21 protein-coding genes are annotated in these 26,038 nt (G+C 58.5%); 13 read left to right on the top strand and 8 right to left on the bottom strand.

Going from position 1 to position 26,038, the window contains the following annotated elements:
- Positions 1 to 40: 40 nt before the first annotated feature.
- On the bottom strand, positions 41 to 901 hold the full coding sequence (locus J4D99_RS10800; RefSeq protein WP_208131709.1) for a 2,3,4,5-tetrahydropyridine-2,6-dicarboxylate N-succinyltransferase: 861 nt from the start codon (positions 899 to 901) through the stop codon (positions 41 to 43).
- A 115-nt stretch (positions 902 to 1,016) separates the two neighbouring features.
- On the opposite strand from J4D99_RS10800, the gene J4D99_RS10795 reads away from it, so the two are divergent.
- The 5 genes from J4D99_RS10795 (at position 1,017) to J4D99_RS10775 (ending at position 7,178) form a co-directional block, all read left to right on the top strand.
- Positions 1,017 to 2,162 (top strand): glycosyltransferase, encoded by a 1,146-nt coding sequence (locus tag J4D99_RS10795; protein ID WP_208131708.1) that lies wholly within the window; start codon positions 1,017 to 1,019, stop codon positions 2,160 to 2,162.
- Between the two features lie 156 nt (positions 2,163 to 2,318).
- Positions 2,319 to 3,338 (top strand): 3-oxoacyl-ACP synthase III family protein, encoded by a 1,020-nt coding sequence (locus J4D99_RS10790; protein ID WP_208131707.1) that lies wholly within the window; start codon positions 2,319 to 2,321, stop codon positions 3,336 to 3,338.
- 119 nt (positions 3,339 to 3,457) lie between these two features.
- A complete protein-coding gene (locus tag J4D99_RS10785) occupies positions 3,458 to 4,114 on the top strand; it encodes a metal-dependent transcriptional regulator (protein WP_208131706.1) in 657 nt (218 codons plus the stop codon).
- 166 nt (positions 4,115 to 4,280) lie between these two features.
- Entirely contained in the window at positions 4,281 to 5,684 is a 1,404-nt protein-coding gene (mnmE, locus tag J4D99_RS10780; protein WP_208131705.1) for a tRNA uridine-5-carboxymethylaminomethyl(34) synthesis GTPase MnmE, read from the top strand.
- 198 nt (positions 5,685 to 5,882) lie between these two features.
- Positions 5,883 to 7,178: a citrate synthase gene (locus J4D99_RS10775; protein ID WP_208131704.1), complete on the top strand. Its 1,296-nt coding sequence runs from the start codon at positions 5,883 to 5,885 to the stop codon at positions 7,176 to 7,178.
- 344 nt (positions 7,179 to 7,522) lie between these two features.
- Here the strand turns inward: J4D99_RS10775 and J4D99_RS10770 are convergent, their stop codons facing one another.
- From J4D99_RS10770 to J4D99_RS10750, 5 genes are all read right to left on the bottom strand, one after another.
- Complete coding sequence (locus J4D99_RS10770; protein ID WP_208131703.1) at positions 7,523 to 7,903, bottom strand: hypothetical protein; 381 nt, start codon at positions 7,901 to 7,903, stop codon at positions 7,523 to 7,525.
- A gap of 369 nt (positions 7,904 to 8,272) precedes the next feature.
- Positions 8,273 to 10,231 (bottom strand): OmpA family protein, encoded by a 1,959-nt coding sequence (locus J4D99_RS10765; protein WP_236018615.1) that lies wholly within the window; start codon positions 10,229 to 10,231, stop codon positions 8,273 to 8,275.
- 186 nt (positions 10,232 to 10,417) lie between these two features.
- The gene (locus J4D99_RS10760; protein ID WP_208131763.1) at positions 10,418 to 10,999 is read right to left on the bottom strand and encodes a 7-carboxy-7-deazaguanine synthase QueE; all 582 of its coding nucleotides are present in this window, start codon (positions 10,997 to 10,999) and stop codon (positions 10,418 to 10,420) included.
- 261 nt (positions 11,000 to 11,260) lie between these two features.
- Entirely contained in the window at positions 11,261 to 12,175 is a 915-nt protein-coding gene (locus tag J4D99_RS10755) for a bifunctional 5,10-methylenetetrahydrofolate dehydrogenase/5,10-methenyltetrahydrofolate cyclohydrolase (RefSeq protein WP_208131702.1), read from the bottom strand.
- 36 nt (positions 12,176 to 12,211) lie between these two features.
- Complete coding sequence (locus J4D99_RS10750) at positions 12,212 to 14,548, bottom strand: mechanosensitive ion channel domain-containing protein (protein ID WP_208131701.1); 2,337 nt, start codon at positions 14,546 to 14,548, stop codon at positions 12,212 to 12,214.
- A gap of 177 nt (positions 14,549 to 14,725) precedes the next feature.
- Between J4D99_RS10750 and J4D99_RS10745 the strand changes: the two genes are divergently transcribed.
- Complete coding sequence (locus J4D99_RS10745) at positions 14,726 to 15,145, top strand: DUF5684 domain-containing protein (RefSeq protein ID WP_208131700.1); 420 nt, start codon at positions 14,726 to 14,728, stop codon at positions 15,143 to 15,145.
- Between the two features lie 65 nt (positions 15,146 to 15,210).
- Here the strand turns inward: J4D99_RS10745 and lepA are convergent, their stop codons facing one another.
- The gene (gene lepA, locus J4D99_RS10740; RefSeq protein WP_208131699.1) at positions 15,211 to 16,998 is read right to left on the bottom strand and encodes a translation elongation factor 4; all 1,788 of its coding nucleotides are present in this window, start codon (positions 16,996 to 16,998) and stop codon (positions 15,211 to 15,213) included.
- Positions 16,999 to 17,382: 384 nt separating this feature from the next.
- On the opposite strand from lepA, the gene J4D99_RS10735 reads away from it, so the two are divergent.
- The 5 genes from J4D99_RS10735 (at position 17,383) to J4D99_RS10715 (ending at position 23,222) form a co-directional block, all read left to right on the top strand.
- Positions 17,383 to 17,790, top strand: a complete 408-nt coding sequence (locus J4D99_RS10735; RefSeq protein WP_208131698.1) for a GlcG/HbpS family heme-binding protein — start codon at positions 17,383 to 17,385, stop codon at positions 17,788 to 17,790.
- Positions 17,791 to 17,915: 125 nt separating this feature from the next.
- Positions 17,916 to 18,257 (top strand): hypothetical protein, encoded by a 342-nt coding sequence (locus J4D99_RS10730; RefSeq protein ID WP_208131697.1) that lies wholly within the window; start codon positions 17,916 to 17,918, stop codon positions 18,255 to 18,257.
- 131 nt (positions 18,258 to 18,388) lie between these two features.
- On the top strand, positions 18,389 to 21,811 hold the full coding sequence (locus tag J4D99_RS10725; protein WP_208131696.1) for a methylmalonyl-CoA mutase family protein: 3,423 nt from the start codon (positions 18,389 to 18,391) through the stop codon (positions 21,809 to 21,811).
- A 99-nt stretch (positions 21,812 to 21,910) separates the two neighbouring features.
- On the top strand, positions 21,911 to 22,234 hold the full coding sequence (locus J4D99_RS10720; RefSeq protein WP_208131695.1) for a hypothetical protein: 324 nt from the start codon (positions 21,911 to 21,913) through the stop codon (positions 22,232 to 22,234).
- Between the two features lie 16 nt (positions 22,235 to 22,250).
- Positions 22,251 to 23,222, top strand: coding sequence for a hypothetical protein (locus J4D99_RS10715; protein ID WP_208131694.1), 972 nt, complete (start codon positions 22,251 to 22,253; stop codon positions 23,220 to 23,222).
- 75 nt (positions 23,223 to 23,297) lie between these two features.
- Here the strand turns inward: J4D99_RS10715 and J4D99_RS10710 are convergent, their stop codons facing one another.
- Positions 23,298 to 23,795, bottom strand: coding sequence for an MFS transporter (locus J4D99_RS10710; RefSeq protein WP_208131693.1), 498 nt, complete (start codon positions 23,793 to 23,795; stop codon positions 23,298 to 23,300).
- A gap of 17 nt (positions 23,796 to 23,812) precedes the next feature.
- Here J4D99_RS10710 and J4D99_RS10705 point away from each other — a divergent pair, with 17 nt between their 5' ends.
- Both J4D99_RS10705 and J4D99_RS10700 read left to right on the top strand, forming a co-directional pair.
- Positions 23,813 to 25,096, top strand: coding sequence for a M20/M25/M40 family metallo-hydrolase (locus J4D99_RS10705; protein ID WP_208131692.1), 1,284 nt, complete (start codon positions 23,813 to 23,815; stop codon positions 25,094 to 25,096).
- 96 nt (positions 25,097 to 25,192) lie between these two features.
- Positions 25,193 to 26,026 (top strand): ThuA domain-containing protein, encoded by an 834-nt coding sequence (locus tag J4D99_RS10700; protein ID WP_208131691.1) that lies wholly within the window; start codon positions 25,193 to 25,195, stop codon positions 26,024 to 26,026.
- Positions 26,027 to 26,038 lie beyond the last annotated feature (12 nt).

The following is a 26,038-nucleotide window of genomic DNA, read 5'->3' as shown; positions in this document are numbered from 1 at the left end:
GAACGTCCCGGCTATTTATTCTGAACTCCATATTTCAGAATTATACACTCACTCCAAAATCGCGCAACGCATCATTGAGCGAGGTTTTTAAATCAGTGCTGGGCTTGCGCTGGCCGATGATGAGGGCGCAGGGCACCTGGTACTCGCCGGCCGGGAATTGCTTGGGAATGGAACCGGGAATGACCACCGAGCGGGCGGGCACGTAGCCACGGTATTCTTTGGGCTCGGGACCGGTTACGTCGATGATTTTGGTGCTGCCGGTGATGGTGACACCCGCGCCAATCACGGCTTCTTTGCCGATGCGGCAGCCTTCGACTAGGATGCAACGCGAGCCAATGAAGGCGCCGTCTTCGATAATAACAGGTTGCGCCTGCACGGGCTCCAGCACGCCGCCCAGGCCTACGCCGCCACTCAGGTGCACGTGCTTGCCTACTTGGGCGCAGCTGCCCACGGTGGCCCAGGTGTCGACCATCGTGCCTTCGCCCACGTAGGCGCCGATGTTGGTGTAGCTGGGCATCAGGATAACGCCGGGGGCCAGGTAGGCGCCGTAGCGGGCCACGGCGGGCGGCACCACGCGCACTTTCTGGCCGGCGTAGTCGGTTTTGAGGGCCATTTTGTCGTGGTACTCAAAGGGGCCGACTTCCTGGGTCGCCATCTGGCGGATGGGGAAGTAGAGAATAACGGCCTTTTTTACCCACTCGTTGATGGTCCACTGGCCGCCTTCTTCGGTAGGGGGTTCCGCTACGCGCAGGTGGCCTTTGTCGAGGTCTTCGATGACGTGCTCGATGGCGGTTTTGGTTTCGGGCTGGTCGAGCAGGGTGCGGTCGGCCCAGGCCGCCTCAATGGCCTCCTGAGCGGCAAAACGGTCGAGTACGGGGCTGTGATGAGTTTCGGTATGCATGCAAAAAAGCAGAGTAGAAAGTAGAATTAAGGCAAAACTACCATCTTTGGCGCTAGATTGAACTACCCGCTTTAACCAGCTTACCGGCAGCTAGCCTGTTTTTTTCGGCCCACCCTTGATTCTGCTCGCCTCCGTCCTGAAGCCCACCAACGATACCCGGATGCTGGGCAAGTTTGCGCGCACCCTGGCCGATGCCGGTGCGCAGGTGGCCGTGGCCGGGCGAGCCAGCGCGGCTAGCCCCCCGGTGGCCGGCATTAGCCAGCATCCCATCTTCTGGGGCACCCGCCTGAGCCTGGGGCGGCTAGGGGCTCAGGTGCGCTACTGGCGCTTGTTGCGGCAGCTTCGGCCCCGGCTGGTGGTGGTGCACGCGCCCGAGCTGCTGCCCCTCACGCTGCTGTGGCGGGCGCTGGGGCCGGGCCGGCAGTTTATCTATGACATCCGCGAAAACTACGCGCTCAACGTTTCGACCCAAGGCGTGTACCAAGGGCTGGCGCGGCGAGCGCTGGCAGCAGGCCTGCGCTGGGTGGAGGGGCTAGCCGCCCGCCGGGCTGCCGCGCTCACGTTGGCCGAGGAAAGCTATGCGGCCGAGCTGCCGTTTTTGCGATTGCTGCCCGCTAGCCGCGTGGTGGTGCTCGAAAACAAATACCAGCCTGCTCTTGGCGAGCACCTACCCACTAGCCCGCGCCCGCTGCCGGCCCCCGATGAACCCCTGCGGCTGCTGTACTCGGGCACCATTTCCGAGCTGAACGGCATTTTCGCCGCCGTCGAGTTAGCCAGGGCGGTGCAGGCCAGCCGGCCGGGCGGCGTTCTACTTACTATTATCGGCTTTTGCCAGCAGCCAGCATTGCTAGCCCACCTCCGGCGCGGCGAGCAGCAGGGACTACCAATTCAGCTCATTGGCGGTGCCGACGCCGTGCCCCACGCCGCCATCGTAGCCGAAATCGGGCGCAGCCACCTGGGACTGGCCTTATATAAGGAGCACCCGAGCACCTGGCGCTGCCGGCCCACTAAGCTCTTTGAGTACCTGGCCCACGGCCTGCCGGTACTCATCCCTAACAATCCGCTCTGGGAAGCACTCATTCAGCAGCATGATGCAGGCCTGAGCGTTGACACTGAGCGCCCTGACGCGTCCGCCCTGCTAGCTGAGCTGGCCGCGCGGGCCCAGCTCGCTACTGGCGGCTTCTACCGCCACGGCCTGCCTGGCGAGGTGCTTTGGGCCAGTGAAGGCAAAAAATTGCGGCATTTGCTGGAAACCCTCTAGCTAGGCCCGACCTTTGCGGCCCCTTTCGCGTAGCCGGGTGGAAACGGGCCAGCCAGCGGCTGGTATCGTTCGGCTAAATTTCTCTTACTTGCAGGCCGGTACGCTGCTGATTTTCTGTACCATTGCGCTTCCCACCCCTCTCACGCCCCTGTTCTCATGGCTTCACCCACCACCCTGCGCCACGCCGAAATTGCCGGTGTGGGCCACTACGTCCCCGACCGCGTTGTCAAAAACGCCGACCTCGAACAGCTCATGGAAACTACCGACGCCTGGATTCAGGAGCGCACCGGCATCCAGGAGCGGCGCTGGTTTGAGGAAGGTAAGGACACTACCGCCGGCATGGGCGCCGAGGCCGCCCGCCGCGCCCTGGCCAATGCTGGCCTGAGTGTGGACGATGTGCAGCTTATCGTATTTGCCACGCTCTCACCCGATTACTTCTTCCCTGGCTCGGGCGTGCTCATGCAGCGCGAGCTTGGCATGACGGGCAATGTGCCGGCCCTCGACGTGCGCAACCAGTGCTCGGGCTTCATCTACGGCCTGTCGGTGGCCGACCAGTTTGTGCGCACCGGCATGTACGATACCGTGCTCGTAGTGGGCTCCGAAATTCACTCCTCGGGCCTCGACAAAAGCACGCGCGGCCGGGCCGTATCGGTCATTTTTGGCGATGGCGCCGGCGCCGTGGTGCTGCGCCCCGCCCGCACTGAAGGCAATGGCATCCTGAGCACGCACCTGCACGCCCAGGGTGAGTTTGCCGAGGAGCTGATTGTGAAGGAGCCGGGCTCGAACCGCGAGGGCCGCGTGGACTATGCCATCGCCAATGAAGCCGATATGTACCCCTACATGAACGGCCAAAACGTGTTTAAGCATGCCGTGGTGCGCTTCCCGCAGGTTATTAAGGAGGCCCTCGACCAGAACAATTATCAGCCGGCCGACATCGACCTGCTTATTCCGCACCAGGCCAACCTGCGCATTACGCAGTACGTGCAGCAGAAAATGGGCCTAGCCGATGATAAGGTGTTCAGCAACATCCAGCGCTACGGCAACACCACCGCCGCCAGCATTCCGATTGCTCTGAGCGAGGCCGTGCAGGAGGGCCGCATCAAGCGCGGCGACCTGGTGTGCCTGGCCGCTTTCGGCTCGGGCTTCACCTGGGCCTCGGCGCTGATTAAATGGTAAATCAGCCGTCATGCCTATTTGATGGCCCGAAGGAAGCATTTAGCCAGGTTCATACACCTTGTTCTAACCTTATAGGATGCTTCGTTTGGTCAATCAGATAGGGATGGCAATGTAATTATATGCCCAGCCACACCGAGGAAAACTACCTTAAAACCATATACAAGCTGGCCGAAGCCGAGCCGGGGCAGGATGTGAGCACCAACCGCATAGCAGCGGCCCTAGCCACCCGCGCCGCCTCGGTTACGGATATGCTGCGCCGCCTGGCCGAGAAGGAACTCCTTGAATACGAGAAGTACCGCGGGGTGCGCCTCACGCCCGAAGGGCGGCGGCTAGCCCTGCTCACAGTGCGCAAGCACCGGCTCTGGGAAGTGTTTTTGGTGCAGCAGCTCGGCTTTAATTGGGATGAGGTGCACGAGGTGGCCGAGGAGCTGGAGCACGTGCAGTCGCCGCTACTCATGCGCCGGCTCGATGCCTTTCTGAACTTCCCGACCTTCGACCCGCACGGCGACCCTATTCCGGCCGAAGATGGCGCCGTGCGCCGCCCGGCCCACCGCCTGCTCACCGACTTGGCCGTGGGGGAGTGCGGCACCCTTGCCGCCGTGCGCGACACCTCGGCGCCCTTCCTGCAGTACCTCGACAAAGTGGGCCTGCCGCTGGGGGCGCAGGTGCGGGTGCAGGAAAGAATGCTTTTTGATAACTCATTACAAGTGAGCATTAACGAAGAGCGAACCCTCGTCATCTCGGCCGAAGTGGGGCGCAATTTGTTTACTACCTGATATCTGAACCACGGATTCGACGGATTTTTCGGATTAGTCGGATTTTGGGGACGATTCTCTTTTGTAGCTTGGCCCGCCAGGTTCTTCCGCTTGTGTTGGCACCAAGGTTCCGAGTTGCGGCGTGCCGTCTACAAAATCTGTGAAATCCGAAAAATCCGTCGAATCCGTGGTTCAGACCTTATCCGATACCATTGTGGCCCTCTCCACGCCGCCCGGCGCGGGGGCGCTGGCTGTGGTGCGCCTCTCGGGCCCCGATGCCGTAGGCATTACCCAGGCGCTGTTTTCTAAGAAAAACCTGGCTGGCCAGCCCGGCCACACGCTGCACTACGGCACACTACGGGAGCCCGCTAGCGGAGAAATTTTGGATGAAGTGGTGGTGGCGCTCTACCGGGCGCCGCGCTCGTACACCCGCGAAGACGTGGTCGAGATTTCGGGCCACGGCTCCGATTTCATTGTGCGCCAGATTTTAGCGGCTTTCCTGCGCCAGGGCGCCCGCCTGGCCGAGGCCGGCGAGTTTACCAAGCGCGCCTTCCTCAACGGCGCCCTCGACCTGGCCCAGGCGGAGGCCGTGGCCGACCTCATCGCGGCCGACTCGGCCCTGAGCCACCAAGTGGCACTCAATCAGCTGCGTGGCGGCTTCTCGGACGAGCTGCGCGGCTTGCGGGCACAGCTCGTGCAGTTTGCGGCGCTGCTGGAATTGGAGCTCGATTTTGGCGAAGAAGACGTAGAATTTGCTGACCGCAGCGGGCTAGCCCGGCTGCTGGCCGAGGTGCAGGGCGTGGTGCGCGGGCTGCTGCGCTCATTTGAGCTGGGCAACGTGATTAAGAACGGCATCACGACCGTCATTGCGGGCCGGCCCAACGCTGGCAAATCGACCTTGCTCAACGCGCTGCTACGTGAAGAGCGGGCCATTGTGTCGGCCATTCCGGGTACCACCCGCGACTTTATTGAGGATGAAGTAAGCATCGACGGGCTGCGCTTCCGCTTCGTAGACACGGCCGGCCTGCGCGACAACCCTGCCGACGAGGTAGAGGCCATCGGGGTGCGCCGCACCCGCGAGCGCATAGGTCAGGCCGCCCTGCTGCTCTACCTCTTCGACCTCACTGAATTGACGCCTAGCGAGGTGCAAGCCGATATTGCGGAGCTGACTGCTGCGCTGCCCAAGCTGCCGGCGCTGGCCGTGGGCAACAAGCGCGACTTGGCCAGCCCCGCGCAGCTAGCGGCTTTTCAGGCACTGGCCGGCGAAAACCAGACGGTAGAGATTATCTCGGCCGGGCAGCGCCAGGGGCTCGAGGAGCTGCAAGCCGCCTTGCTGGCGCAGGTGCGCGGGGCGGGGCTAGCCGGCGCCGGCTCGGCCACCATCGTGACCAACGTGCGCCACGCCCGGGCGCTCGAAGAAGCCTTGGGCTACCTAGCGGCCGTGGAGCAGGGGCTAGCGCAGGGGCGCGGCACCGAGCTGCTGGCCGCCGACCTGCGCCACGCCTTGGCGGCGCTAGGGTCGATAACGGGCGAAATCTCAACTGATGACCTGCTGACGAGCATCTTCACCCAGTTTTGCATTGGCAAATAATCGGGCTGGCCTGACAATCCGCGCAAACGTTCTCGCTGAGCTTTGTGCGCCAAACTGTGATACTTAGCGAAACCTCCGCCGGGCTAGCACTGTAGTACACTCGGTGCACGTTAGCTAAAAGCTTTCCGGCTTACGGCGTGGGCCGTAGCTTAGCGCCTTCAATAGGCTGCTACCTCAATTCCCTATCCTACCCATCCAATGGCAGAAACTGCTGAACTTAACTTACCGGGCGGCCAGTCCATTAGCCTGCCCATTTTTGAGGGCACCGAGCACGAAAAGGCCTTTGACATTGGCAAGCTGCGCGACCAAACGGGCTACGTGACGCTCGACTCGGGCTATAAAAACACCGGCGCCACCAAGAGCGCCATCACGTTTCTCGATGGCGAGGAAGGAATTTTGCGCTACCGCGGCTATCCGATTGAGCAGCTGGCTGAAAAGTCAAACTTCTTGGAGGTAGCCTACCTGCTGATTTACGGCGAACTGCCTACCACCGAGCAGCTCAACGCCTTCGCCGGCACCATCACCAAGCATACGCTGGTGCACGAGGATATCCGCAAGATTTTTGACGGCTTCCCCTCGGCTATCCACCCGATGGCCATTCTCAGCAGCCTCACCTGCGTGCTTACCGGCTTCTACCCCGAGAGCCTCGACCCCAACCAGAGCACCGAGGAGCTGGACCTGACCATTGTGCGCCTCATGGCCAAGATGAGCACCATCGCGGCCTGGACGTACAAAAACTCGATGGGCCACCCGCTCAACTACCCGCGCAACGACCTCGACTACTGCGCCAACTTCCTGTATATGATGTTCAGCTTCCCGACTGAGAAGTATGAAATCAACCCCGTGGTAGTGAGTGCCTTGAACAAGCTGCTCATCCTGCACGCCGACCACGAGCAAAACTGCTCGACCAGCACCGTGCGCCTTGTAGGCTCGGCCAACGCCAGCCTCTACGGCTCGGTATCGGCGGGCATCAACGCGCTGTGGGGCCCCCTGCACGGCGGCGCCAACCAGGAGGTGATTGAGATGCTCGAAGCCATCGAAAAGGACGGCGGCGACACCAGCAAATTCATCGCAAAGGCCAAGGACAAGAACGACCCGTTCCGCCTCATGGGCTTTGGCCACCGCGTGTACAAGAACTTCGACCCGCGCGCCAAAATCATCAAGGTTGCTGCCGACGAGGTGCTACAAGCGCTGGGTATGCAAGACAGCCCGCTGCTGAAAATAGCGCAGGAGTTGGAGCAAGCCGCCCTCACCAACCAGTACTTCATCGACCGCAAGCTGTACCCGAACGTGGACTTCTACTCGGGCATCATCTACAAGGCGCTCGGCATTCCCACCGAAATGTTCACGGTGATGTTTGCCCTGGGCCGCCTCCCCGGCTGGATTGCCCAGTGGAAAGAGATGCGCGAAAACAAGGAGCCCATCGGCCGCCCCCGCCAGATTTACGTGGGCGCCACCGAGCGCGACTACGTAGCCATCGGCGAGCGCGCTTAAGCACTTTTGCCAAAAAGAGCGGGCAGCCTACCAATCGGTAGGCTGCCCGCTCTTTTTGGCTCCTGCCCTACCCTGCTGCTGAGGATTTCTCGCGCTTGAGCGTAAAAAGGAGTCCTCTGGTGCGGTTCTCAGTAAAAGCCGTATCTACTACTGCTACTACTTCCCATCCCTAACGGCCTAGTTGGTTAAGGCGAGTGGTAAGTTCGGGGTAATCGATACCGCTGAAAAAGCCCGCAACTGTATCGAGCAAAAGATATTCAAACTGTCGCATAAAAGCTGGTAAGTTTCGGTTGCCGCCGACGCTGGCTAGGCCTGCATCGGCGGCAACCAAAACTTATTACACCCTAGAGGCGGTGGGCCGTGAAATTGGCCCGTAGCTGCTGGTACGCCAGGCGCTGGTCGGGGTACAGCAGGTCGTTGAGCGACTGCTCGTATTGCTGCTGAGCGGCGGCCAGCTTGGTGTCGCGCTCGGCTGCGGGAGCACCCACGAGGTCCATCTCCAGGTCGCGGCGCTCGGTGAGGTATTGCAGGTGCAGACGCTTAATACGCAGATACTGGCCCTCGTTGAGGTGAATGCGGTGGGCCAGCGCCTGGGTAAGCGTAGTGGCCCGCACCTGAATGGCCTTCGGATACTCTTCAGCGGGCTTTTTAGCGGTGGGCTTCTTAGCAGCTGAGGCGTGAGCGAGGCTAGCAGTCAGGCAGGCGGCAACAAGTAGGTTGTACATGGGTGAGAAAAATTGAGTGGTGAAAAAATGTCAGGCTCATGGCGATAGCTTATCGAGTATGGTAGCAGTGCTGTGCAGAACTGGTCCAAACCTACGAGCATTTTCCAAATAGGATAAAATCCCGTCACCCTAGTACTTTTTTCATCAAGCCATTTTTTATCGAGTTCGTAAGCGCCTGATTATCGAGGTTTTATTTTAAATAGAAAAAGTCAGTGTTTAGTCAAAAAAAATGCCCGCACTTTGGCGGGCACTACACTTTATTCGAAAAATTCTATAAAAATTTCACTTTCTTCAAGCCTTGCTTTAAGTAAAAGTGGCTGATTTAACAACCAGAACCAGTACCTTAAAGCTTTTCTTGAACCTTACTGCTTAAAGCACCCGGAGCTCAATGCGACGGTTTTGAGCGCGGTGAGCATCAGAATCGTTGGCTGCTACGGGCTTCGTTTCGCCGTAGCCGTGGGCGCGAAGGCGGCTAGCGGGCACGCCGTGGGCACTGAGGTAGCTGAGCACGGCCTGCGCCCGGCGCTGCGAGAGGCTGAGGTTGGCCGCGGGCGTGCCCACGTTGTCGGTATGGCCGGCCACTTCCACGCGCAGGCTAGGGTCTTGGCGCAGAAACTCAACCAGGCGGTCGAGTTCGGTGCGCGAGCGCGGCTTGAGGGTAGCTTGGTTGGAATCGAAAAACAGGTTGTTCAACACCGCGCTGCGGCCGCTCCTGGCCGGGTCGAGGTAGATATCGAGCGTGAGCGGGTCAAACTTCTGGCGGTTGGAATAGTCGAAGTTCAGGCTTTTGAGGAGGTAGCCCGGCGCGGTGGCATACATGGCGTAGGCCCGGCCCTCGTTAAGCACGGCCGTGTACTGGCCATTTTCGGCGTCGGAGTACACCTGCTGGGTAAGCGCATTGGTGCCAAGGTCGAAGAGCTGCACCATGGCGTTAAGCGGCTTCTTGGTCACGGCGTCGAACACCCGACCTTGGGCATAGCTGCTGGTTTCGCGGGCGCGCACGCTGGCCGGCACCTCAGTGCCGTAGATGCGAATGGCCGGCAGCGCCCCGAGCGGGTCGCCGGGCTTGGGCGGGTCGGCGCGGGTGTAGTAGGCGCGTTTGTTGTCGGAGGAAATAAAGAGCGACGCCTCGTTGGCGAAAGTATTGAAGGGGTAGCCGAGGTTGCGCGGGGTGCTCCACTGCCCATCGGGCCCTAGCTCGGACCGGAAAATGTCGCTGCTGCCCAGCCCCACTAGGCCATTCGTGGCGTAGTAAAGCGTGGTGCCGCTGGCGTGGATGAACGGCCCGAGGTCGTCGCCGGCGGTATTGATAGGTGCGCCCAGGTTACGGGCCTTAGTCCAGGAGCCGTCGGCGCCCACGTTGCTCACGTACAGGTCGTAGCCGCCCAGCCCGCCGCCGCGCTGCGACGAAAAATAGAGCGTGCGCCCATCGGCCGAAAGCGAGGGCTGCGAGTCCCAGGCCTTGGAATTGACCAGGATGCCGAGGTTGCGCGGGGCCGTCCACTGGCTGCCGCGCCGATGCGAGATGTAGAGGTCGCAGTCGCCCACGCCGCCGGCGCGGCCGCAGCTTGTGAATACCAAGGTATTGCCATCGCCCGAAATCGTGGCCGTGCCTTCATTCTCCCGCGAGTTAATATTGGGCGAAATCGACTCCGGCACGCCAAATGTGCCATCGGCCGCCAGGGTGCTGATAAATACGTCCTCATTTTCCTGGTAGCGCTTCTCGGGGTTGCGCTGCACCGTGAAAATCAGTGACTTATTATCGGCTGTGAGCACGGGGAAGTACTGGTCGCGAAACTGGTTGAGCGGCGCCGGCAGCAGCTCGGGGGCCGGGCCGGTAGGATGCGCCATGGCCTCAGCGGCAAAGTCGCAGTTTTGCAGCTGCAGCTTGGCTAGGGCCACCTGGGCTTTGCTGCCGGGGTTGGTAGCCAGGTAGTTGGTATAAGCCGTGCGCATGGTGGCATAGTCGCCTACTTGCGAGGCCAGCTTGCCCATAAGCAAGTAGTCGCCGGCGCGGGCAGGCTCTACGGGTAGCTTGGCTAGCCCCGTTTTGTAAGCCTCGAGGGCATTGGCATTGTCACCGAGCGTGACAAGCAGCGAAGCCTTGCGCAAATAGGGGTCGCCGTAATTGGGAAACTTGTCGATGAGCTGCTGCCATACCACCAGGGCCTGTTGGGTCTGGCGGTCCTTGTAGTAGAGGCTTTGAGCCTTTTCGTAGAGGCTGCGCGCCTTGCTATCGGTGATGCTAGCGGGCACTTGCTGGGCGAAGGTGGGCACGACGGCCAGGCAAAGCAGCAGGCCGGAAGTAAGCAGGGTTTTGGAAAGCATGGGCAGGTGCGGGCGGAAGAACAATTCGCCGGAGCGGCGAGGGAGACGGGCCTAGCCGGTGGCCTGGCGCCGCGACCGTTCAGTTAAAGTATACGTTAAAACGGCAAAAAGCCCCGATTTCGTGCCGAAATCGGGGCTTTTTGCCATATCCTCCAACCTTTTATCCAGATAGTACCGCCAGGCCTGCTACGGAATGTCGAGGTACTTATGGGTTTGCAGCGACACCTGCCAGCGTGGGTTCGCCTTCACGTAGTCGATGAGGGCGGGCGTCATGCGCGCAGCGCGGCTCCACTCGGGTTGCAGGTAGAGGCGCGTGGTGGGCGGCACCAAGGCAGCGTGCTCCTCGGCCCATTTAAAGTCGCTGTCGTTAAAAACAATGATTTTTAGTTCATCGGCGTGGGCAAGCACCTCGGGCAGCGGCGCCTTGAATTTCTTGGGCGACACACATATCCAGTCCCAATTGCCGGAAAGGGGGTGCGCGCCGCTGGTTTCAATCCAAGTCTTAAAGCCCGCCTCTTGCAGGGCTCTGGTGAGGGGCAGACAGTCGTGCATCAGCGGCTCGCCGCCGGTGATAACCACGTTGCGGCCGGGGTGTAGGCTAGCGGCCGCCACGAGGTCGGCCACGGCCTGGCGCGGGTGGGCATCAGCATCCCACGATTCTTTCACGTCGCACCACACGCAGCCTACATCGCAGCCACCGAGGCGGATAAAATAAGCGGCGCGCCCCGTATTAAACCCTTCGCCCTGAATGGTATAAAACTGCTCCATTACAGGAAGAGTTGAATCGGCAGCTGGAGCGTGCAGTATGGGTAAGTGGGCTAGTAAATCGGATACAGCAGACATAAGCAAACAAAAAAACGGGCGCGACTTACGTCAACGCCCGAGGCGCAACCGGGGGTTCCGGTTGCTCAAAATTACGAACTGTAGCGTGAAGCTTCTACTTCGTGCGCGAGCGCAGCGAGCAGGCCAGGCCAGACGCCCCTAGCGCGAGATGCTCGCTGTGCTCGTGCGCGAAGCAGAAGCTTCGCGCTACTTGCTCTTTGGATATATCTCGCCCTTGGCCGCGCGCAGCGTATTCAGCAGCAGCATGGCGATGGTCATGGGGCCAACGCCGCCGGGCACGGGCGTGATGCGCGAGGCTAGCGGCGCCACTTCGGCAAAATTGACGTCGCCCTTCAGGCTGAAGCCAGACTTCTTGTTGGCATCCGTCACGCGGGTGGTGCCCACGTCGATAACCACGGCGCCGGGTTTCACCATATCGGCCGTTACGAACTCGGGGCGGCCGATAGCAGCCACGATGATATCGGCCTGACGCACTACTTCGGGCAGGTTCTTCGTGCGCGAATGGCATAAAGTAACGGTGCAATTAGCGGTCTCCAAGTTCTTAGCCAACAAGATGCTAACCGGCGTACCCACAATGTTGCTGCGGCCAATAACCACGGCGTGCTGGCCGCTGGTTTTAATGCCGGCCCGAGCCAGCAGCTCCACAATGCCGGAGGGCGTGGCGGGCAGCAGCGCGGGCAGGCCGGCTACCATGCGGCCGAGGTTGGTAGGATGAAAACCGTCCACATCTTTCTCGGGCCGGATGGCTTCGATGACCTTCTCGGCGTCGATGTGCTTGGGCAGCGGCAGCTGCACGATGAAGCCATCGATATCGGCATTCTCGTTCAGCGACGCCACCTGGGCCAGCAGCTCAGCCTCGGTAATGTCGTCTTCGAAGCGTAGTAGGGTGCTGGCAAAACCCACGCGCTCGCAGGCGAGCACCTTGTTGCGTACGTAGGTTTCGGAGCCGCCGTCGTGGCCCACAAGGATGGCGGCGAGGTGCGGCACCTTCTGGCCGGCGGCCTTCAGCTGCTCGACTTCGGCGGCGATTTCAAGTTTGATGTCTTCGGCGGCTTGTTTGCCGTCGATGAGGTGGGCAGTGGCGTTTGCGGGGTCTGACATGAACCGAATAGTTGGGAGTAACGAAGTGGAAGCGGCCTAGCGCATGGCGATGCCGGCTTGAGTAAGGCGTTGGTGAATACCAGCCAGCAGCTCGCTTTTCAGGACCTGCTCTTGGCGGATATTGTTTATCCAGAACAATGCTTTGAGGTCGTAGCCGGTGGTGGCTACATTACTAAGCAGAATTTCGGGCGCTATTTTGTGTAGCGTATTGGGGTTTTTAAGAATCTCCTCGCTGATGAGGCGGCGGGCCTCATCGAGGTCAATTTCCGGGCCCAGGTTGAGGGCCAGCTCCGTCCGGATATGGTTGTTGCTGAGCGTCCAGTTGATGACGTGGTTGCTGAGCAGGTCGCCGTTAGGTAGAATAATTTCGGAGCCCGCCTGCGAAATAAGCTTGCTGGACCGAATACCGATGTCCTTCACCCGACCGGTCTGCCCCTTCACCTCGATGTAGTCGCCCACCTGAAAAGGGCGCTCGAAGATGAGAATAACCCCCGACACGAGGTTGTTGATAATGTTCTGCAAGCCCAGCCCGATACCTACCCCCAGGGCCCCTAGCACAATCGCTATTTTATCGACCGGCAGGCCCGAGGCCAGCGTGGCCAGAAACAAGCCTACCGCCAGGATACTGAGTCGGATGGCAACCATCCAAGTTCCCTTGCGGTCGGTTTCGGCGCTGAAGTCATCTTCAGTTTCGCCGAAAAAGTAGCCCACATACTTCTGAAGCTGGATAGTGAGGAAGATGATGCTCACAAACAGCAGCAGGCTGCCCAGGGTGAACGTAGTACTACCCAACTTGTGCGTCGCAGTGAGCGTGCCGGCAATAACGCGGTAGCAGAGGTTGTAAAGATTGAGGTTAGTGGTGAAGAGCATCAGCCAGAGCACGCCCACCACGGCCGTGAGCCCTCGGCGCAGGCCGCTCTCCATCTTGCCAAAGTGCAGCTGGGCCCCCAGCCCGCCGGCCTGCCGACTCCGCTGCACCTGGAGGTAGAAGGCCTCCGTCACTATTCGCACGAAGGCCGACAGCGCAATTACCTGCGTGAGACCGAAGATAGCCGTAGTCGTGAACATTTTGGCCAGACTGACGCGGCCGGTGGCATTGGCCAGCAGGGCTAGCCCATTCAGCCCGATAAAGAGCCACACCACGGGCTTCACGAACCCAGCCAGCACCCGGTGCTGCCGCAGGTAGCCCCACAAGCGCCAGCCGAGCGCCACCGCGCCGGCATTGAGCAGCAGCATAGCCCAGCGCGCTCCCAGGCCCGGCGCACGCTGGGCATAGGTGAGGTTGAGCACGAAAAAAGCGCCCACGATAGCCAGCCAGTACCAGAACAGCGAGCGCGGCCAGCTGCGCCAGCCCAGCGCCGTGAGCGTGAGGAGCAACAGCAGCTGCAACAAGTCGGTGTAGGTGGCCGGGGGCTGCAGGTCGAGAAAGGGGGCCAGACTGAATACGACCAGCAGCGAAGCGGCCACTGGTACCGGCCGCAGGTAGTGAAGGCGATGGTCGGTGAGCACCAGCGTGGCGGCCGGCGCGGCCGTACTATTTCCTTCCACTGCGGCCCGGCGCAGAAAGCGGTAGCTACGCGATACCCAGCCAAAGAATCCACCGGCCACCACAACCATCAACACCCAGTAGCCCCAGTGCTCGGTAAAGTAGTAGCCTACCAACGAGCGCTGGGCGGCGTACGACTGCCGTACTAAGGCGCTCATCTGCTCGTTGGCCACGATGCGGTCGGGCTGCCACAGCGGCGGCAGCTCCACCTGCTGATTGGCGTGGCTGAAGCGGCCCATCTGCTCGCGCACCACATCCTGCAGCTCCAGCACCTGAATATAGGCTACGGATACGCGCGTTTGCAGGCTGGTCACGGCATGGCGCCGGCGGGCCAGCAACGCGGTGGCGCGGTCCTGGTCGGTGCGCAAGCGGGCTACGGCCTGGTCAAAGGCCGTAGTAGCGGCGGGCTGGGCTGTGGTGGGGGCTAGCTCGGTGGCCAGTGTGTCGAGCCGGGCCTGGGTAGCGGTAAGCTGTTGGTTGCCATTGGCCAGCACGGTACGCCAATCGCTCAGCTGCTCCTGCATATCTTCCAGCAGCACGCGATACATCTGCAGCTGCTTCACGTCTTCCACGCTGCCAAAGTGGGCGAGGTTCTGGCGAATGGTTTCGAGGTTTTCCTCTACCTGGGGCAGGTCCTCACTCAGGTCCTGGGTGTCGGCACTGCTCCGGGCCGCCCCATTAATGCGGCTCAGCGTGAAGTAGGCTTTTTCAATGCGCCGGGCCAGCGAGTCGGGCAGCATGGGCTGGGGGCGAGAAGTACCCTTGGCAGGTGCGGGCTTCTGCGGCGCAGGTGCCGCTTCTAGGGCAGGAGCAACGCTAGCCAGCAAGCCTAGCAGAAAAAGCAACCCGCCACATAATCTGCGCACAGATTGATTTTTAGCAGGCACTTGCTCCTCTTTCTTTAGCGCTAGCCCACTCAATTTCATAAACTTGAAAAATACTATTTAACACTTACCTTGACGGCGCAATTTTTACCACACCCTCACAAAACCATTTTTCATTCTATGGAAGACCAATCCTCAGGAATTTTTGTAGGTATCGGCGGGCTTATGTATATGGCCCTGGTCGTATTCTCAATTATTGGTTTCTGGAAGCTTTTTGAAAAAGCTGGTAAACCCGGGTGGGTCTCCCTGATTCCTATTTACAATGTCATTGTAATGTTTGAAATTGTGGGCAAGCCGCTATGGCAGCTCGTTCTCTTCCTGGTGCCATTTGCCAACTTGTATGTTCTTATCACTTTAGTGGTAGGCATGTGCAAGTCGTATGGGAAATATGGGATTGGCAACTACTTATTTGCCTTTTTTCTGTCGCCTATTGCTTTTACCGTATGGGGATTTTCAGCTGACACCCGCTATGTCGGGCCTAGCGAGGGGCCCGGCGCGGTCAATGGGTCGGGCTTCGTAGGCGGCGCGCCCACTTACTAGCTCCAGTCCTGCTGGCTAGCCCAGCAAAAAGGCCGGCTTCCTCACGGAAGCCGGCCTTTTCGTTATCAGTCAATCTTAAGCACCGCCAGAAACGCTTCTTGCGGAATTTCTACCGAGCCCACCGAGCGCATCCGCTTCTTGCCTTCTTTCTGCTTTTCGAGCAGCTTGCGCTTGCGGCTGATGTCGCCGCCGTAGCACTTGGCAATTACGTTTTTGCGCAGGGCTTTCACGGTTTCGCGCGCAATGATTTTCTGGCCGATAGATGCTTGAATAGCGATGTCAAACATCTGGCGGGGCAGCAGCTCGCGCAATTTTTCGCAGAGGCGGCGGCCCCATTCGTAGCTCTTCGAGCGGTGCACGATGGCCGAGAGGGCATCCACTTTCTCGCCATTGAGCATCACATCGAGCTTCACCATGTCCGACTCGCGGTAGCCAATCAGCTCGTAGTCGAGCGAGGCGTAGCCGCGGCTGATAGTCTTGAGCTTATCGAAGAAGTCGAACACGATTTCCGACAGCGGCAGCTCGAAGTTCATCTCTACCCGCTCCGAGGTCAGGTAGCTCTGGCCCTTGATAATGCCGCGCTTCTCCATGCAAAGCGTGATAATCGGCCCCACGTACTCCGAAGCGGTGATAATCTGGGCTTTGATGTAGGGCTCCTCGATGAGCTTAATCAAGTTCGGCTCCGGCATTTCGGAAGGCGCGTTGATGACAAGCTCCTGGTCCTTGGTGCCAATGGCGTGAAACTGCACGCTCGGCACCGTGGTAATCACGGTCATGTTGAACTCGCGCTCCAGGCGCTCCTGCACGATTTCCATGTGCAGCATGCCGAGGAAGCCGCAGCGAAAACCGAACCCTAGCGCCACCGACGTTTCCGGCTCCCACACCAGCGAGGCGTCGTTGAGCTGGAGCTTTTCCATGCTGCTGCGCAATTCCTCATACTCGGTAGTATCGACCGGGTAGATACCGGCAAATACCATCGGCTTCACGTCGGCAAAGCCCTGGATGGCCTCCGGCGTGGGGTTATTAACGGTCGTGATGGTATCACCGACTTTTACCTCACGAGCCTCCTTGATGCCCGAGATGAGGTAGCCCACGTTGCCGGCGCTCATTTCGGTGCGGGACTCCTGGTTGAGCTTGAGCACCCCGATTTCGTCGGCGCCGTATTCCTTGCCGGTGGCCATGAAGCGCAGCTTGTCGCCCTTGCGCATGGTGCCGTTCTTGATGCGGAACAGCACTTCAATGCCCCGGTACGAGTTGAATACCGAGTCAAAAATGAGTGCTTGCAGTGGCGCCTCCGGGTCGCCCTGCGGCGCCGGAATGCGGTCGCAGATGGCGTTCAGGATATTCTCAATGCCAATGCCGGCCTTGCCCGAGGCGTGGATGATGTCCTCCGGCTTGCAGCCGATAAGGTCTACGATTTCATCGGTTACCTCCTCCGGCATGGCGTGCGGGAGGTCAATTTTATTCAGCACCGGAATGATTTCCAGGTCAGCCCCAATAGCGAGGTATAGATTGGAAATCGTTTGAGCTTCAATACCTTGAGAAGCATCTACAATCAGCAGCGCACCTTCGCAGGCCGCGATGCTGCGGCTTACTTCGTAGCTAAAGTCGACGTGGCCGGGGGTATCAATCAGGTTGAGCGTGTACACTTCCCCTTTGTAGGGAAACTGCATCTGGATAGCGTGGCTCTTGATGGTGATGCCCCGCTCACGCTCCAGGTCCATGTTGTCGAGCAATTGGGCCTGCATGTCGCGCTTGGCCACGGTGCTCGTGAACTCGAGGAGCCGGTCGGCCAGGGTGCTTTTGCCGTGGTCGATGTGGGCAATAATGCAAAAATTACGGATATTCTTCAACGGAGGGCGGTTTTATCGCAGCACGAAGATACGGCCAATTACTGGCAAGGCGTATGCCTGAGAGGAAGTTCACACCTAGTCCGTTTCTGCTAAAAACCCTTTTACTTCCACTGCTGCCACCGCTTGCCAGGGTTGCGGCCGGCCGGGTCGAACCGCTGTTTATACCGCCACAACCTATTACTCGCTAGCCCCATCAGGTAGCGTTTTTTAGGTTAAAGCCAAGGCGATACCATCGGCGCAGTAAGGGGCAATTCCGGCCCTTGCATTCTATCCAGATGGCTGGGCCGGTGCCAGGTCAACTACCGCCCCGCGCTTGCGTACTACCCTAGCCGCAAGCTGGGCACAGATTGTTTGGCACTCACCTTTTTAGCATACCTAACTTTTATGGGTCTTACCCTCAAACAAGCGCAGGGCGTGGTGCAAGCCGCGCACGAAAAAGCCGTAGCCATGGGCGTCAAAATGAACATCGCCGTGGTAGACGCCGGCGCCAACCTGGTAGCCTTCATCCGCATGGACGATGCCTGGCTGGGCTCGCTCGACATTTCCATTAAGAAAGCCAAAACGGCGCGCTTCTTCGATATGCCCACCGGCGAGTTAGGTAAACTGTCGCAGCCTGGCGGCCCACTCTTCAACATTGAGGTGTCGAATGGTGGCCTTATTACCTTCCCCGGCGGCATTCCGCTGGTGGGCGACGGTGGCCAGGTGATGGGCGCCATCGGCGTATCGGGCAGCACCGTGGAAAACGACCACACTGTAGCTGAGGCCGGCGTAGCTGGCCTGCCTGCGCGCTAGGGCTGCTCATATAGTCTTAGCCCTTTAACTGAACGAGTGCCGCTAGCCTCTTGCAATAGGACTAGCGGCACTTTTGCATAAGCAGCAGTCACTTAGAGGCGAGCGCTGCTTTAAGTCAATAGCATATGCCACCACAATACAAACAAGAGTTTTTACAAACTCTCGATTTTGAGCTACCATCGGAATATCTGGCTTATTTATTCGCAGCTGAGAGCACCTATCAGTTTGGGTTTGCCTATCTCATTGAAGCCGATGAACTGCTCCAGTTCAATGCCGACTATGAAGCCACTGAATTTTATCCTGGCTATTTCCTAATAGGTGCTCATGATGGGGAAGCATTTGCCATTGAAAAGGCGACCGGGCGTTTTGTTGAAACGCCGTTCATCGGCCACGACCCAGAAACACTCATTATACTTGGCCTAACGTGGCGCGAGTTCCTGGAATACTTGCAAGCTGAATATTCCTAGCTCTTCTAGTTACTTAAGCCCCGGCCTACCCCGCCGGGGCTTTTTCGTACCTTCGTGTAGTTAAAACCTGCTGCCGCTGCATAGCTCATTCTGCTAGCGGCTTCTCTCTTCGCCCTACCCCTCCCTCCCCCATGCATCCCGCCCCAGCTGCCCCCTACAAGCCCAAAAACCACATTCGCATCGTTACAGCCGCTGCGCTGTTCGACGGCCACGACGCGGCCATCAACATCATGCGACGTATCATTCAGAGCAGCGGCGCCGAGGTGATTCACCTGGGGCACAACCGCTCGGTGCAGGAAATTGTGGACTGCGCCATTCAGGAAGATGCCCAGGCCATTGCCATCACCAGCTACCAGGGCGGGCACAACGAGTACTTCAAGTACATGTATGACCTGCTGAAGGAGCGCGGCGCGGGCCACATCAAAATCTTCGGCGGCGGCGGCGGCGTTATCCTGCCCTCCGAAATCACGGAGCTGCAAGGCTACGGCATCACGCGCCTGTACTCGCCCGATGATGGCCGCTCGCTCGGCCTGCAAGGTATGATTAATGACCTGCTGGAAAAGAGCGACTTCCCTACGGGCCAGAAGCTGAACGGCGAGGTTTCGCATATTAAGGAGAAGGACGCCCGTAGCATTGGCCGCTTGATTTCGGCGGCGGAAAACTTCCCCGAGGAATTTGAGCGCGTGAAAGGCCAACTGGTGGCTGACTTTCAGCAGCAGGAAAGCAACGACACTCAGCTTTTGACACCCAGCAAAACCCAGGGGGCGCCCATCCTAGGTATCACGGGTACGGGTGGCGCGGGCAAGTCGTCGCTGGTCGATGAACTGGTGCGGCGCTTCCTGCTCGACTTCCCGGAGAAGACGCTAGCCATCATTTCGGTGGACCCTAGCAAGCGTAAAACCGGCGGCGCGCTGCTCGGCGACCGCATCCGGATGAACGCCATCAACTCGCCACGGGTGTACATGCGCTCGCTGGCCACGCGCCAGAGCAACCTCGCGCTCAGCCGCTATGTGCAAGACGCGGTAGACGTGGTAAAGGCCGCCGACTTCGACCTGATTATTCTGGAAACCAGCGGTATCGGCCAGAGCGACACCGAAATCATCGAGCACTCCGACGTGAGCCTCTACGTGATGACGCCCGAGTACGGCGCGGCCACGCAGCTCGAAAAGATTGACATGCTGGACTTTGCCGATGTCATTGCGCTCAACAAGTTTGACAAGCGCGGTGGCCTCGACGCCCTGCGCGACGTGCGCAAGCAGTACCAGCGCAACCACCAGCGCTGGGATTCGCCGCTGGATGAAATGCCTGTTTTTGGCACCATCGCCTCGCAGTTCAACGACCCCGGCATGAACCGGCTCTACCGCGCCATTCTTAGCACGCTGGAGGAGAAGACGGGCGCGCAGTTTGCCTCGCAGCTCGAAACCAGCGCCGAGCAGTCGGAAAAGGTCTACATCATTCCGCCGAGCCGCACGCGCTACCTCTCCGAGATTGCGGAAAACAACCGCGCCTACGACAAGCGCGTGGCCGAGCAGGTGGCCATTGCCGAGGTAGCAGGCTCGTTTGCGACCCTAGCCAGGCACTACGGCGCCGCCGATAGCGCCGACGCCACGGCCCAGGACTTTGCCAAAAACGTGCAAACCCAGCTGCGCCGCCTGGACGCCGACGCCCAGGCCATTCTGGAAAACTGGGAGGCTACCCTCCAAAATTACCGCAACCCCGAGTACGTGTACAAGGTGCGCGACAAGGAAATCCGGGTCAAAACGCACACTACCTCGCTCTCGGGCAATGAGATACCCAAGGTGGCCGTGCCGCGCTACCTAGGCTGGGGCGACCGCCTGCGCTGGGCCATGCAGGAGAATTTTCCCGGCGAGTTTCCCTACACGGCGGGCGTGTTCCCGTTCAAGCGCGAGGGTGAAGACCCAACCCGCATGTTTGCGGGCGAGGGCGGGCCGGAGCGCACCAACCGCCGCTTCCACTACGTGAGTAAAGGCTTGCCGGCCAAGCGCTTGAGCACGGCCTTCGACTCGGTGACGCTCTACGGCGAAGACCCCGACCACCGGCCCGACATCTACGGCAAAATCGGCAACGCGGGCGTGAGCATCGCCTGCCTCGACGATGCCAAGAAGCTCTACTCGGGCTTCGACCTCTCGCACCCGGCCACCTCGGTGAGCATGACCATCAACGGCCCGGCGGCGACCCTAGCGGCGTTTTTCATGAACGCGGCCATCGACCAGAACTGCGAGAAGTACATCCACCAAAACGGCCTCGAAGCCGAGGTGGATGCCAAAATCGACGCCATTTTTGCTGCCAAGCAGCAGCCCCGCCCCCGCTACCAAGGCGAGCTGCCCGAGGGCAACAACGGCCTAGGCCTGCTGCTGCTCGGCGTGACCGGCGAAGACGTGCTGCCCGCCGACGTGTACCAGCAAATCAAGGCCACGACGCTGACCCAGGTACGCGGCACCGTGCAGGCCGATATTCTGAAGGAAGACCAGGCCCAGAACACCTGCATTTTCAGCACCGAGTTTGCGCTGCGCCTGATGGGCGACGTACAGGAGTATTTCATCACCGAGAAGGTGCGCAACTTCTACTCGGTCAGCATCTCGGGCTACCACATTGCGGAGGCCGGGGCCAACCCGATTACCCAGCTGGCGCTCACGCTCTCCAACGGCTTCACCTTCGTGGAGTACTACGTGAGCCGGGGCATGAACGTCAACGACTTCGCGCCCAACCTGTCGTTCTTCTTCTCCAACGGCATCGACCCCGAGTACGCCGTCATTGGGCGGGTAGCGCGCCGCATCTGGGCCAAGGCCATGAAGCTGAAGTACGGCGCCAACGCCCGCAGCCAGATGTTGAAGTACCACATCCAGACCTCGGGCCGCTCGCTGCACGCCCAGGAAATCGACTTCAACGACATTCGCACCACGTTGCAGGCGCTCTACGCCATCTACGACAACTGCAACTCACTGCATACCAACGCCTACGACGAGGCCATCACTACCCCCACCGAGGAAAGTGTGCGCCGCGCCATGGCCATTCAGCTCATCATCAACCGCGAGCTGGGACTAGCCAAAAACGAAAACCCGCTGCAAGGCTCCTTCATCATCGAGGAGCTGACCGACCTAGTCGAGGAAGCGGTGCTGCTCGAATTTGACCGCATCACGGAGCGCGGCGGCGTGCTCGGCGCCATGGAAACCATGTACCAGCGCGGCAAAATCCAGGAGGAAAGCCTGCACTACGAGATGCTGAAGCACACCGGCGAATACCCGATTATCGGCGTCAATACCTTCCTCTCGTCTAAGGGCTCGCCCACGGTCATCCCGGCCGAAGTCATCCGCGCCACGGAGGAGGAAAAGCAGTACCAGATTACGATGCTCGAAGCCCTGCACGCCCGCAACGCCGCCGCTACCCCCGCCGCCCTGAAGCGCTTGCAGCAAATCGCCGTGCAGAATGGCAACCTCTTCGCCGAGCTAATGGAAACAGTGAAAACCTGCTCCCTAGGTCAGATTACGAACGCACTATTTGAGGTTGGCGGGCAGTATCGTCGGAATATGTAGGTTTACTCTTTTGAAAAGAAGGCCAGATAATTTTCCAACTTCAAAAAGTAATCAGAGCATGGCAAATGCACCATGCTCTGATACTAATAATTTTCTTTTATGAAAGAGCTTTTTGAATTATTCTACCGGCAACTCTGGACACCTAAACACTGTGATAAAATCATAGCTACTCTGAGCGATGATAAAATTCATGGGGTAATAGCATCCATAATGACTATTATCCAACAAAATTCCAATAGACCTATTGATTCCAAATTCAGCTTTGTAGCTAATAATACTTTAAGTGGCGGTGTTTTCCCTTGCTATGAGGAAAGATGCCGTACAAAGCATATAGATACTTTAGCAAGAAATGCCATATTGTATGCGGACGTTGTCTATATACAAAATCCTTTTGATAAATACTTACACATAAGTTTTTTTTAATGACCACGCCCGTTTTTTGCTTGCCACAGATATAAAAGTACTTTTTCATGTAAAACCATTACTTGAAGAGGGCATTTTCATGTTCACCAACTCATTTCAACATATTTGCAAAGACTGCTTACGCGAAACGAAGGCGATTACAAGAGAGTACGAAGAGCGCATCAACGATGCAGAAAAACTACTGAATGATAAATTCTTACAGGATTTCGAGTTTTCTCTCGATACCAATTATGAAGGAAATACTTACATCGTGATAGAAGGCCCACATGAAATTATGGAGCATCCTGCTGGATTACATTTTTTTGGAGAAGGCCTTGTTGATTTGAAGAGAAAATTAGGAAGAAAAACCAAAGGGGTTTTAACAAAAAGGCAAGCCACAAAACTGGGTTTGATAAATATGTTTGTTGAACCGATAATTGATGACTTGTTAACACAAAACTATTATTCAAACTTCTATAATTCGTCATACCTAACAGACAGAGAGCTTGATTCTAAACTTATTCTCAACAAGAATAAAAAAGAACTTAATGACAAATTAAGCAGTTCCCTTTCACATAATATCCCTTACTTACCTAGTATTGATTTAAATAGAATAATAGAACTGCGGAAGAATGAAGGTGAAGCATTCCAGGTCTACAGACATTCTCTTACAACATTCTTATCCAATACCAAAGACAATAATGACAATCTGAAAGATGCGTTCAGGGATGAGATAGAACCTGAAATTCAGAAGATGAATCAAGTCATTAAATCATCCAAAAAGATGATTAAATCCGACTTGATAAAGGATTTTGTTGTCGGAACAACTTTTGTTTCTATCGGACTTTTTTCGCATTTTTTACCAGATAATATTAGCCAAGTTGTTACTGGACTTGGTGGCATTAATTATTTAAGCAAATTTGGAGATAACGCCAAGGAGTTAGTAAATATTGAATCCGAGATAAGAAATAACAAATATTTCTTTGTTTGGAAACTGCGTCAGAATTAAATTGTGAAACTAATATTACTGGCACGAGTTACACTGCGCTAAACTCGCGCCAGTGCTGTAAACATAGGACGGTTGCTAGCTCGACAACGCCAGGCCCTGCGTAGAGTTGGCCTGGGCGGGCAGTTCGGTGCGTACCGCTGGCTGCTGGTGCAGCGAGCGCCAGTGCAGCGCGCCTAGGCCGAGAGCCAGCACGCCTTGCACCAACACCGTGTTTTGCACGCCGATGTGCTGCGCCGCTACCCCCACCAGCAGGCTACCTAGGGGCACCATGCCCGTGTAGGCCAGCACGTAGAAGCTGATGACTCGCCAGCGCATGGCGGGGTCGGCGGTGGTTTGCAGCAGCGTGTTGCTGATGGTGATTTGCGACATCATGCCAAACGCGCCCACCGCAATGAACGCCAGGGCCAGCGGGTACCACGGGGTGTGCGAAAACAGGATGAGTCCGACCCCAAAAATGAGGGTGTTGGTGGCCAGTATCCGGTGCAGGTTGGCCCCCGGCGGGCGCGAGGCCAGGTAGCACGAGTTACGCTGCGCTAAACTCGCGCCAGAATCTGCCAGTACCTTGCTAATCATTACAAGCCCCGTGTGCCGTGAAAAAACTCCTACTTGCCTTCGCTTTCCTTGGCTGCTCCGCCGCCCAGGCGCAAAAGCTTACGTCTACCGAGCGCAAACTAATTGCCTCGGTGCAGCAGCACGTGCCGCAGACCGAGAAGCTGCTGGAGCAGGTAGTAAACATTAACAGCGGCACGCTCAATGTGAAGGGCGTACGCGAAGTGGGCACGATATTCCAGAAGGAGTTTGATGCGCTAGGGTTCAAAACCGAGTGGGTAGCCATGCCGGCCAGCATGCAGCGGGCGGGCCATCTGGTGGCTCAGCACAAAGGCAAAAAGGGCAAGCGCCTCTTCCTGATTGGGCACCTCGACACGGTATTTGAGCTGGATATGCCGTTTACCAAGTTCACCCGGCTCAACGACTCGACGGCCACTGGCCAGGGCGTAAACGACATGAAGGGCGGCGACGTGGTGATACTGGCGGCGCTGCAGGCGCTGCAAGCCAATGGGCTGCTCAAGGATGCCAGCATCACGGCCTACTTCACCGGCGACGAAGAGCGTGGCGGCGAAGGCCCCGAAGCCCGCGCCAATTTCATTGCTAGGGCCAAAGAAGCGCAGGTAGCCCTGGCCTTCGAAAATGCCATCGACCGGCACACGGTGGCCACGGCCCGGCGCGGCAGCAGCAATTGGCAGCTGAAAACTTTCGGTACGGCCGCGCATTCTTCTACTATTTTTAAGCCGAATGTGAGCTACGGCGCTATCTATGAGGTGGCGCGCATCCTCAACTCCTTCCGCGAAACCTTGAGCCAGGAGCAATACCTGACCTTTAATCCTGGCCTCATCGTGGGCGGCTCTGAGGTGACGTATGACCAGGCCAAAGCCCGCGGCGAAGTAGTCGGCAAAACCAATATTATTGCCCCTAGCGCAGCGGTAGCCGGCGACTTGCGCTTTCTCACGGAAGCCCAGAAGGAAGCAGCCCGTACCAAGATGCGCGCCATCGTGAGCCAGAATTTGCCGGGTACCCGGGCCGAAATCACGTTTAGCGACGGCATACCGGGTATGGCCCCCACCCCTGGCAACCAGAAGCTAGCCGACCTGGCCGACCAGGCCAGCCGCGACCTGGGCTTCGGGCCGGTGGTGGCCGGCGACCCCGGTGCCCGTGGCGCCGGCGACGTATCGTACGTGGCGCAGTATCTCGACTGCCTCGATGGCTTGGGTGCGCCCGGCAAGGGCGCGCACGCCGCGGGCGAAACCATTAATTTAAAAGAGTTTCCGAAGCTGGTTGAGCGCACGGCGCTCATGATTTACCGGCTTACCCGTTAGGCGGCTCTCGGCAGTGGTCCCCTCCCCTAACTACCCTAGCCGATGCTCCTTTTTGGCGGTGAAAAACCACATAGCGCGCGGTAGCTTTGGCACCCTATGAAACTGCTGCGACTAGTACTATTGATGGGGCTGAGCGCCTGGGCGGGGCTAGCCAGGGCCCAGGGCAGCAAGCCAGCTACGTTTCGGGTTATTGCCTTCTTTACGGGGAAGAACGACCTGGCCCACGTCGATTTTGTGCACGAGGCCAACCAATGGTTTCCGCAGCAGGCAGCGCAGCATGGCTTTGCCTACGATACGACTTCTGATTGGCAAAACCTGAACGCCAGCTTTTTGGCGCGCTACCAAGTGGTGGTGTTTCTCGACACGCGCCCTGACCAGCCAGCGCAACGTGCCGCTTTTCAGGACTATATGGACCACGGCGGGGCCTGGCTAGGGTTCCATTTTGCGGCGTTTGCGCTCACGCCCTCGGCTTACCCGCAAAATTGGGATTGGTACCACACGCAGTTTTTGGGTACGGGTGAATATGCGGGCAATACCTGGCGGCCCACTTTGGCCACGCTGCGGGTACAAGACCGCCGCCACCCCACTACGCAGAAGCTGCCGGCCACCTTTGCCTCGGCACCCAATGAATGGTACAAGTGGACCCGCGACCTGCGCCGGAACCCCGACATTGACATCTTGCTGGCCATCGACCCGAGCAGCTTTCCGCTGGGCACCGGGCCCAAGCCGCACGAAATCTGGCACGAAGGCTATTACCCCGTGGCCTGGACCAACCGCCGCTACCGCATGGTGTATCTAAACATGGGCCACAACGACATGGACTACGAGCACGGCACCAATCGCCCTTTGTCATCCACCTTCAGCAGCCCAGCGCAAAGCCAGTTTATCTTGCAGAGCCTGCTGTGGCTAGACAACGGCCGGCGACCTTAGCTACCTGGTTTT

The organism is Hymenobacter sp. BT559, from assembly GCF_017571525.1.
Classification (GTDB): domain Bacteria; phylum Bacteroidota; class Bacteroidia; order Cytophagales; family Hymenobacteraceae; genus Hymenobacter; species Hymenobacter ginsengisoli.
The sequence above is the reverse complement of the archived record's forward strand: the minus strand, read 5'-3'. Positions and strand labels throughout refer to the sequence as shown.

Excerpts from the sequence above, each read along its gene's own strand:
- J4D99_RS10800 (WP_208131709.1), bottom strand. The coding sequence starts at position 901 with ATGCATACCGAAACTCATCACAGCCCCGTACTCGACCGTTTTGCCGCT.
- J4D99_RS10790 (WP_208131707.1), top strand. The coding sequence starts at position 2,319 with ATGGCTTCACCCACCACCCTGCGCCACGCCGAAATTGCCGGTGTGGGC.
- J4D99_RS10785 (WP_208131706.1), top strand. The coding sequence starts at position 3,458 with ATGCCCAGCCACACCGAGGAAAACTACCTTAAAACCATATACAAGCTG.
- J4D99_RS10775 (WP_208131704.1), top strand. The coding sequence starts at position 5,883 with ATGGCAGAAACTGCTGAACTTAACTTACCGGGCGGCCAGTCCATTAGC.
- J4D99_RS10770 (WP_208131703.1), bottom strand. The coding sequence starts at position 7,903 with ATGTACAACCTACTTGTTGCCGCCTGCCTGACTGCTAGCCTCGCTCAC.
- J4D99_RS10765 (WP_236018615.1), bottom strand. The coding sequence starts at position 10,231 with ATGCTTTCCAAAACCCTGCTTACTTCCGGCCTGCTGCTTTGCCTGGCC.
- J4D99_RS10760 (WP_208131763.1), bottom strand. The coding sequence starts at position 10,999 with ATGGAGCAGTTTTATACCATTCAGGGCGAAGGGTTTAATACGGGGCGC.
- J4D99_RS10755 (WP_208131702.1), bottom strand. The coding sequence starts at position 12,175 with ATGTCAGACCCCGCAAACGCCACTGCCCACCTCATCGACGGCAAACAA.
- J4D99_RS10745 (WP_208131700.1), top strand. The coding sequence starts at position 14,726 with ATGGAAGACCAATCCTCAGGAATTTTTGTAGGTATCGGCGGGCTTATG.
- J4D99_RS10735 (WP_208131698.1), top strand. The coding sequence starts at position 17,383 with ATGGGTCTTACCCTCAAACAAGCGCAGGGCGTGGTGCAAGCCGCGCAC.
- J4D99_RS10730 (WP_208131697.1), top strand. The coding sequence starts at position 17,916 with ATGCCACCACAATACAAACAAGAGTTTTTACAAACTCTCGATTTTGAG.
- J4D99_RS10725 (WP_208131696.1), top strand. The coding sequence starts at position 18,389 with ATGCATCCCGCCCCAGCTGCCCCCTACAAGCCCAAAAACCACATTCGC.
- J4D99_RS10720 (WP_208131695.1), top strand. The coding sequence starts at position 21,911 with ATGAAAGAGCTTTTTGAATTATTCTACCGGCAACTCTGGACACCTAAA.
- J4D99_RS10710 (WP_208131693.1), bottom strand. The coding sequence starts at position 23,795 with ATGATTAGCAAGGTACTGGCAGATTCTGGCGCGAGTTTAGCGCAGCGT.
- J4D99_RS10700 (WP_208131691.1), top strand. The coding sequence starts at position 25,193 with ATGAAACTGCTGCGACTAGTACTATTGATGGGGCTGAGCGCCTGGGCG.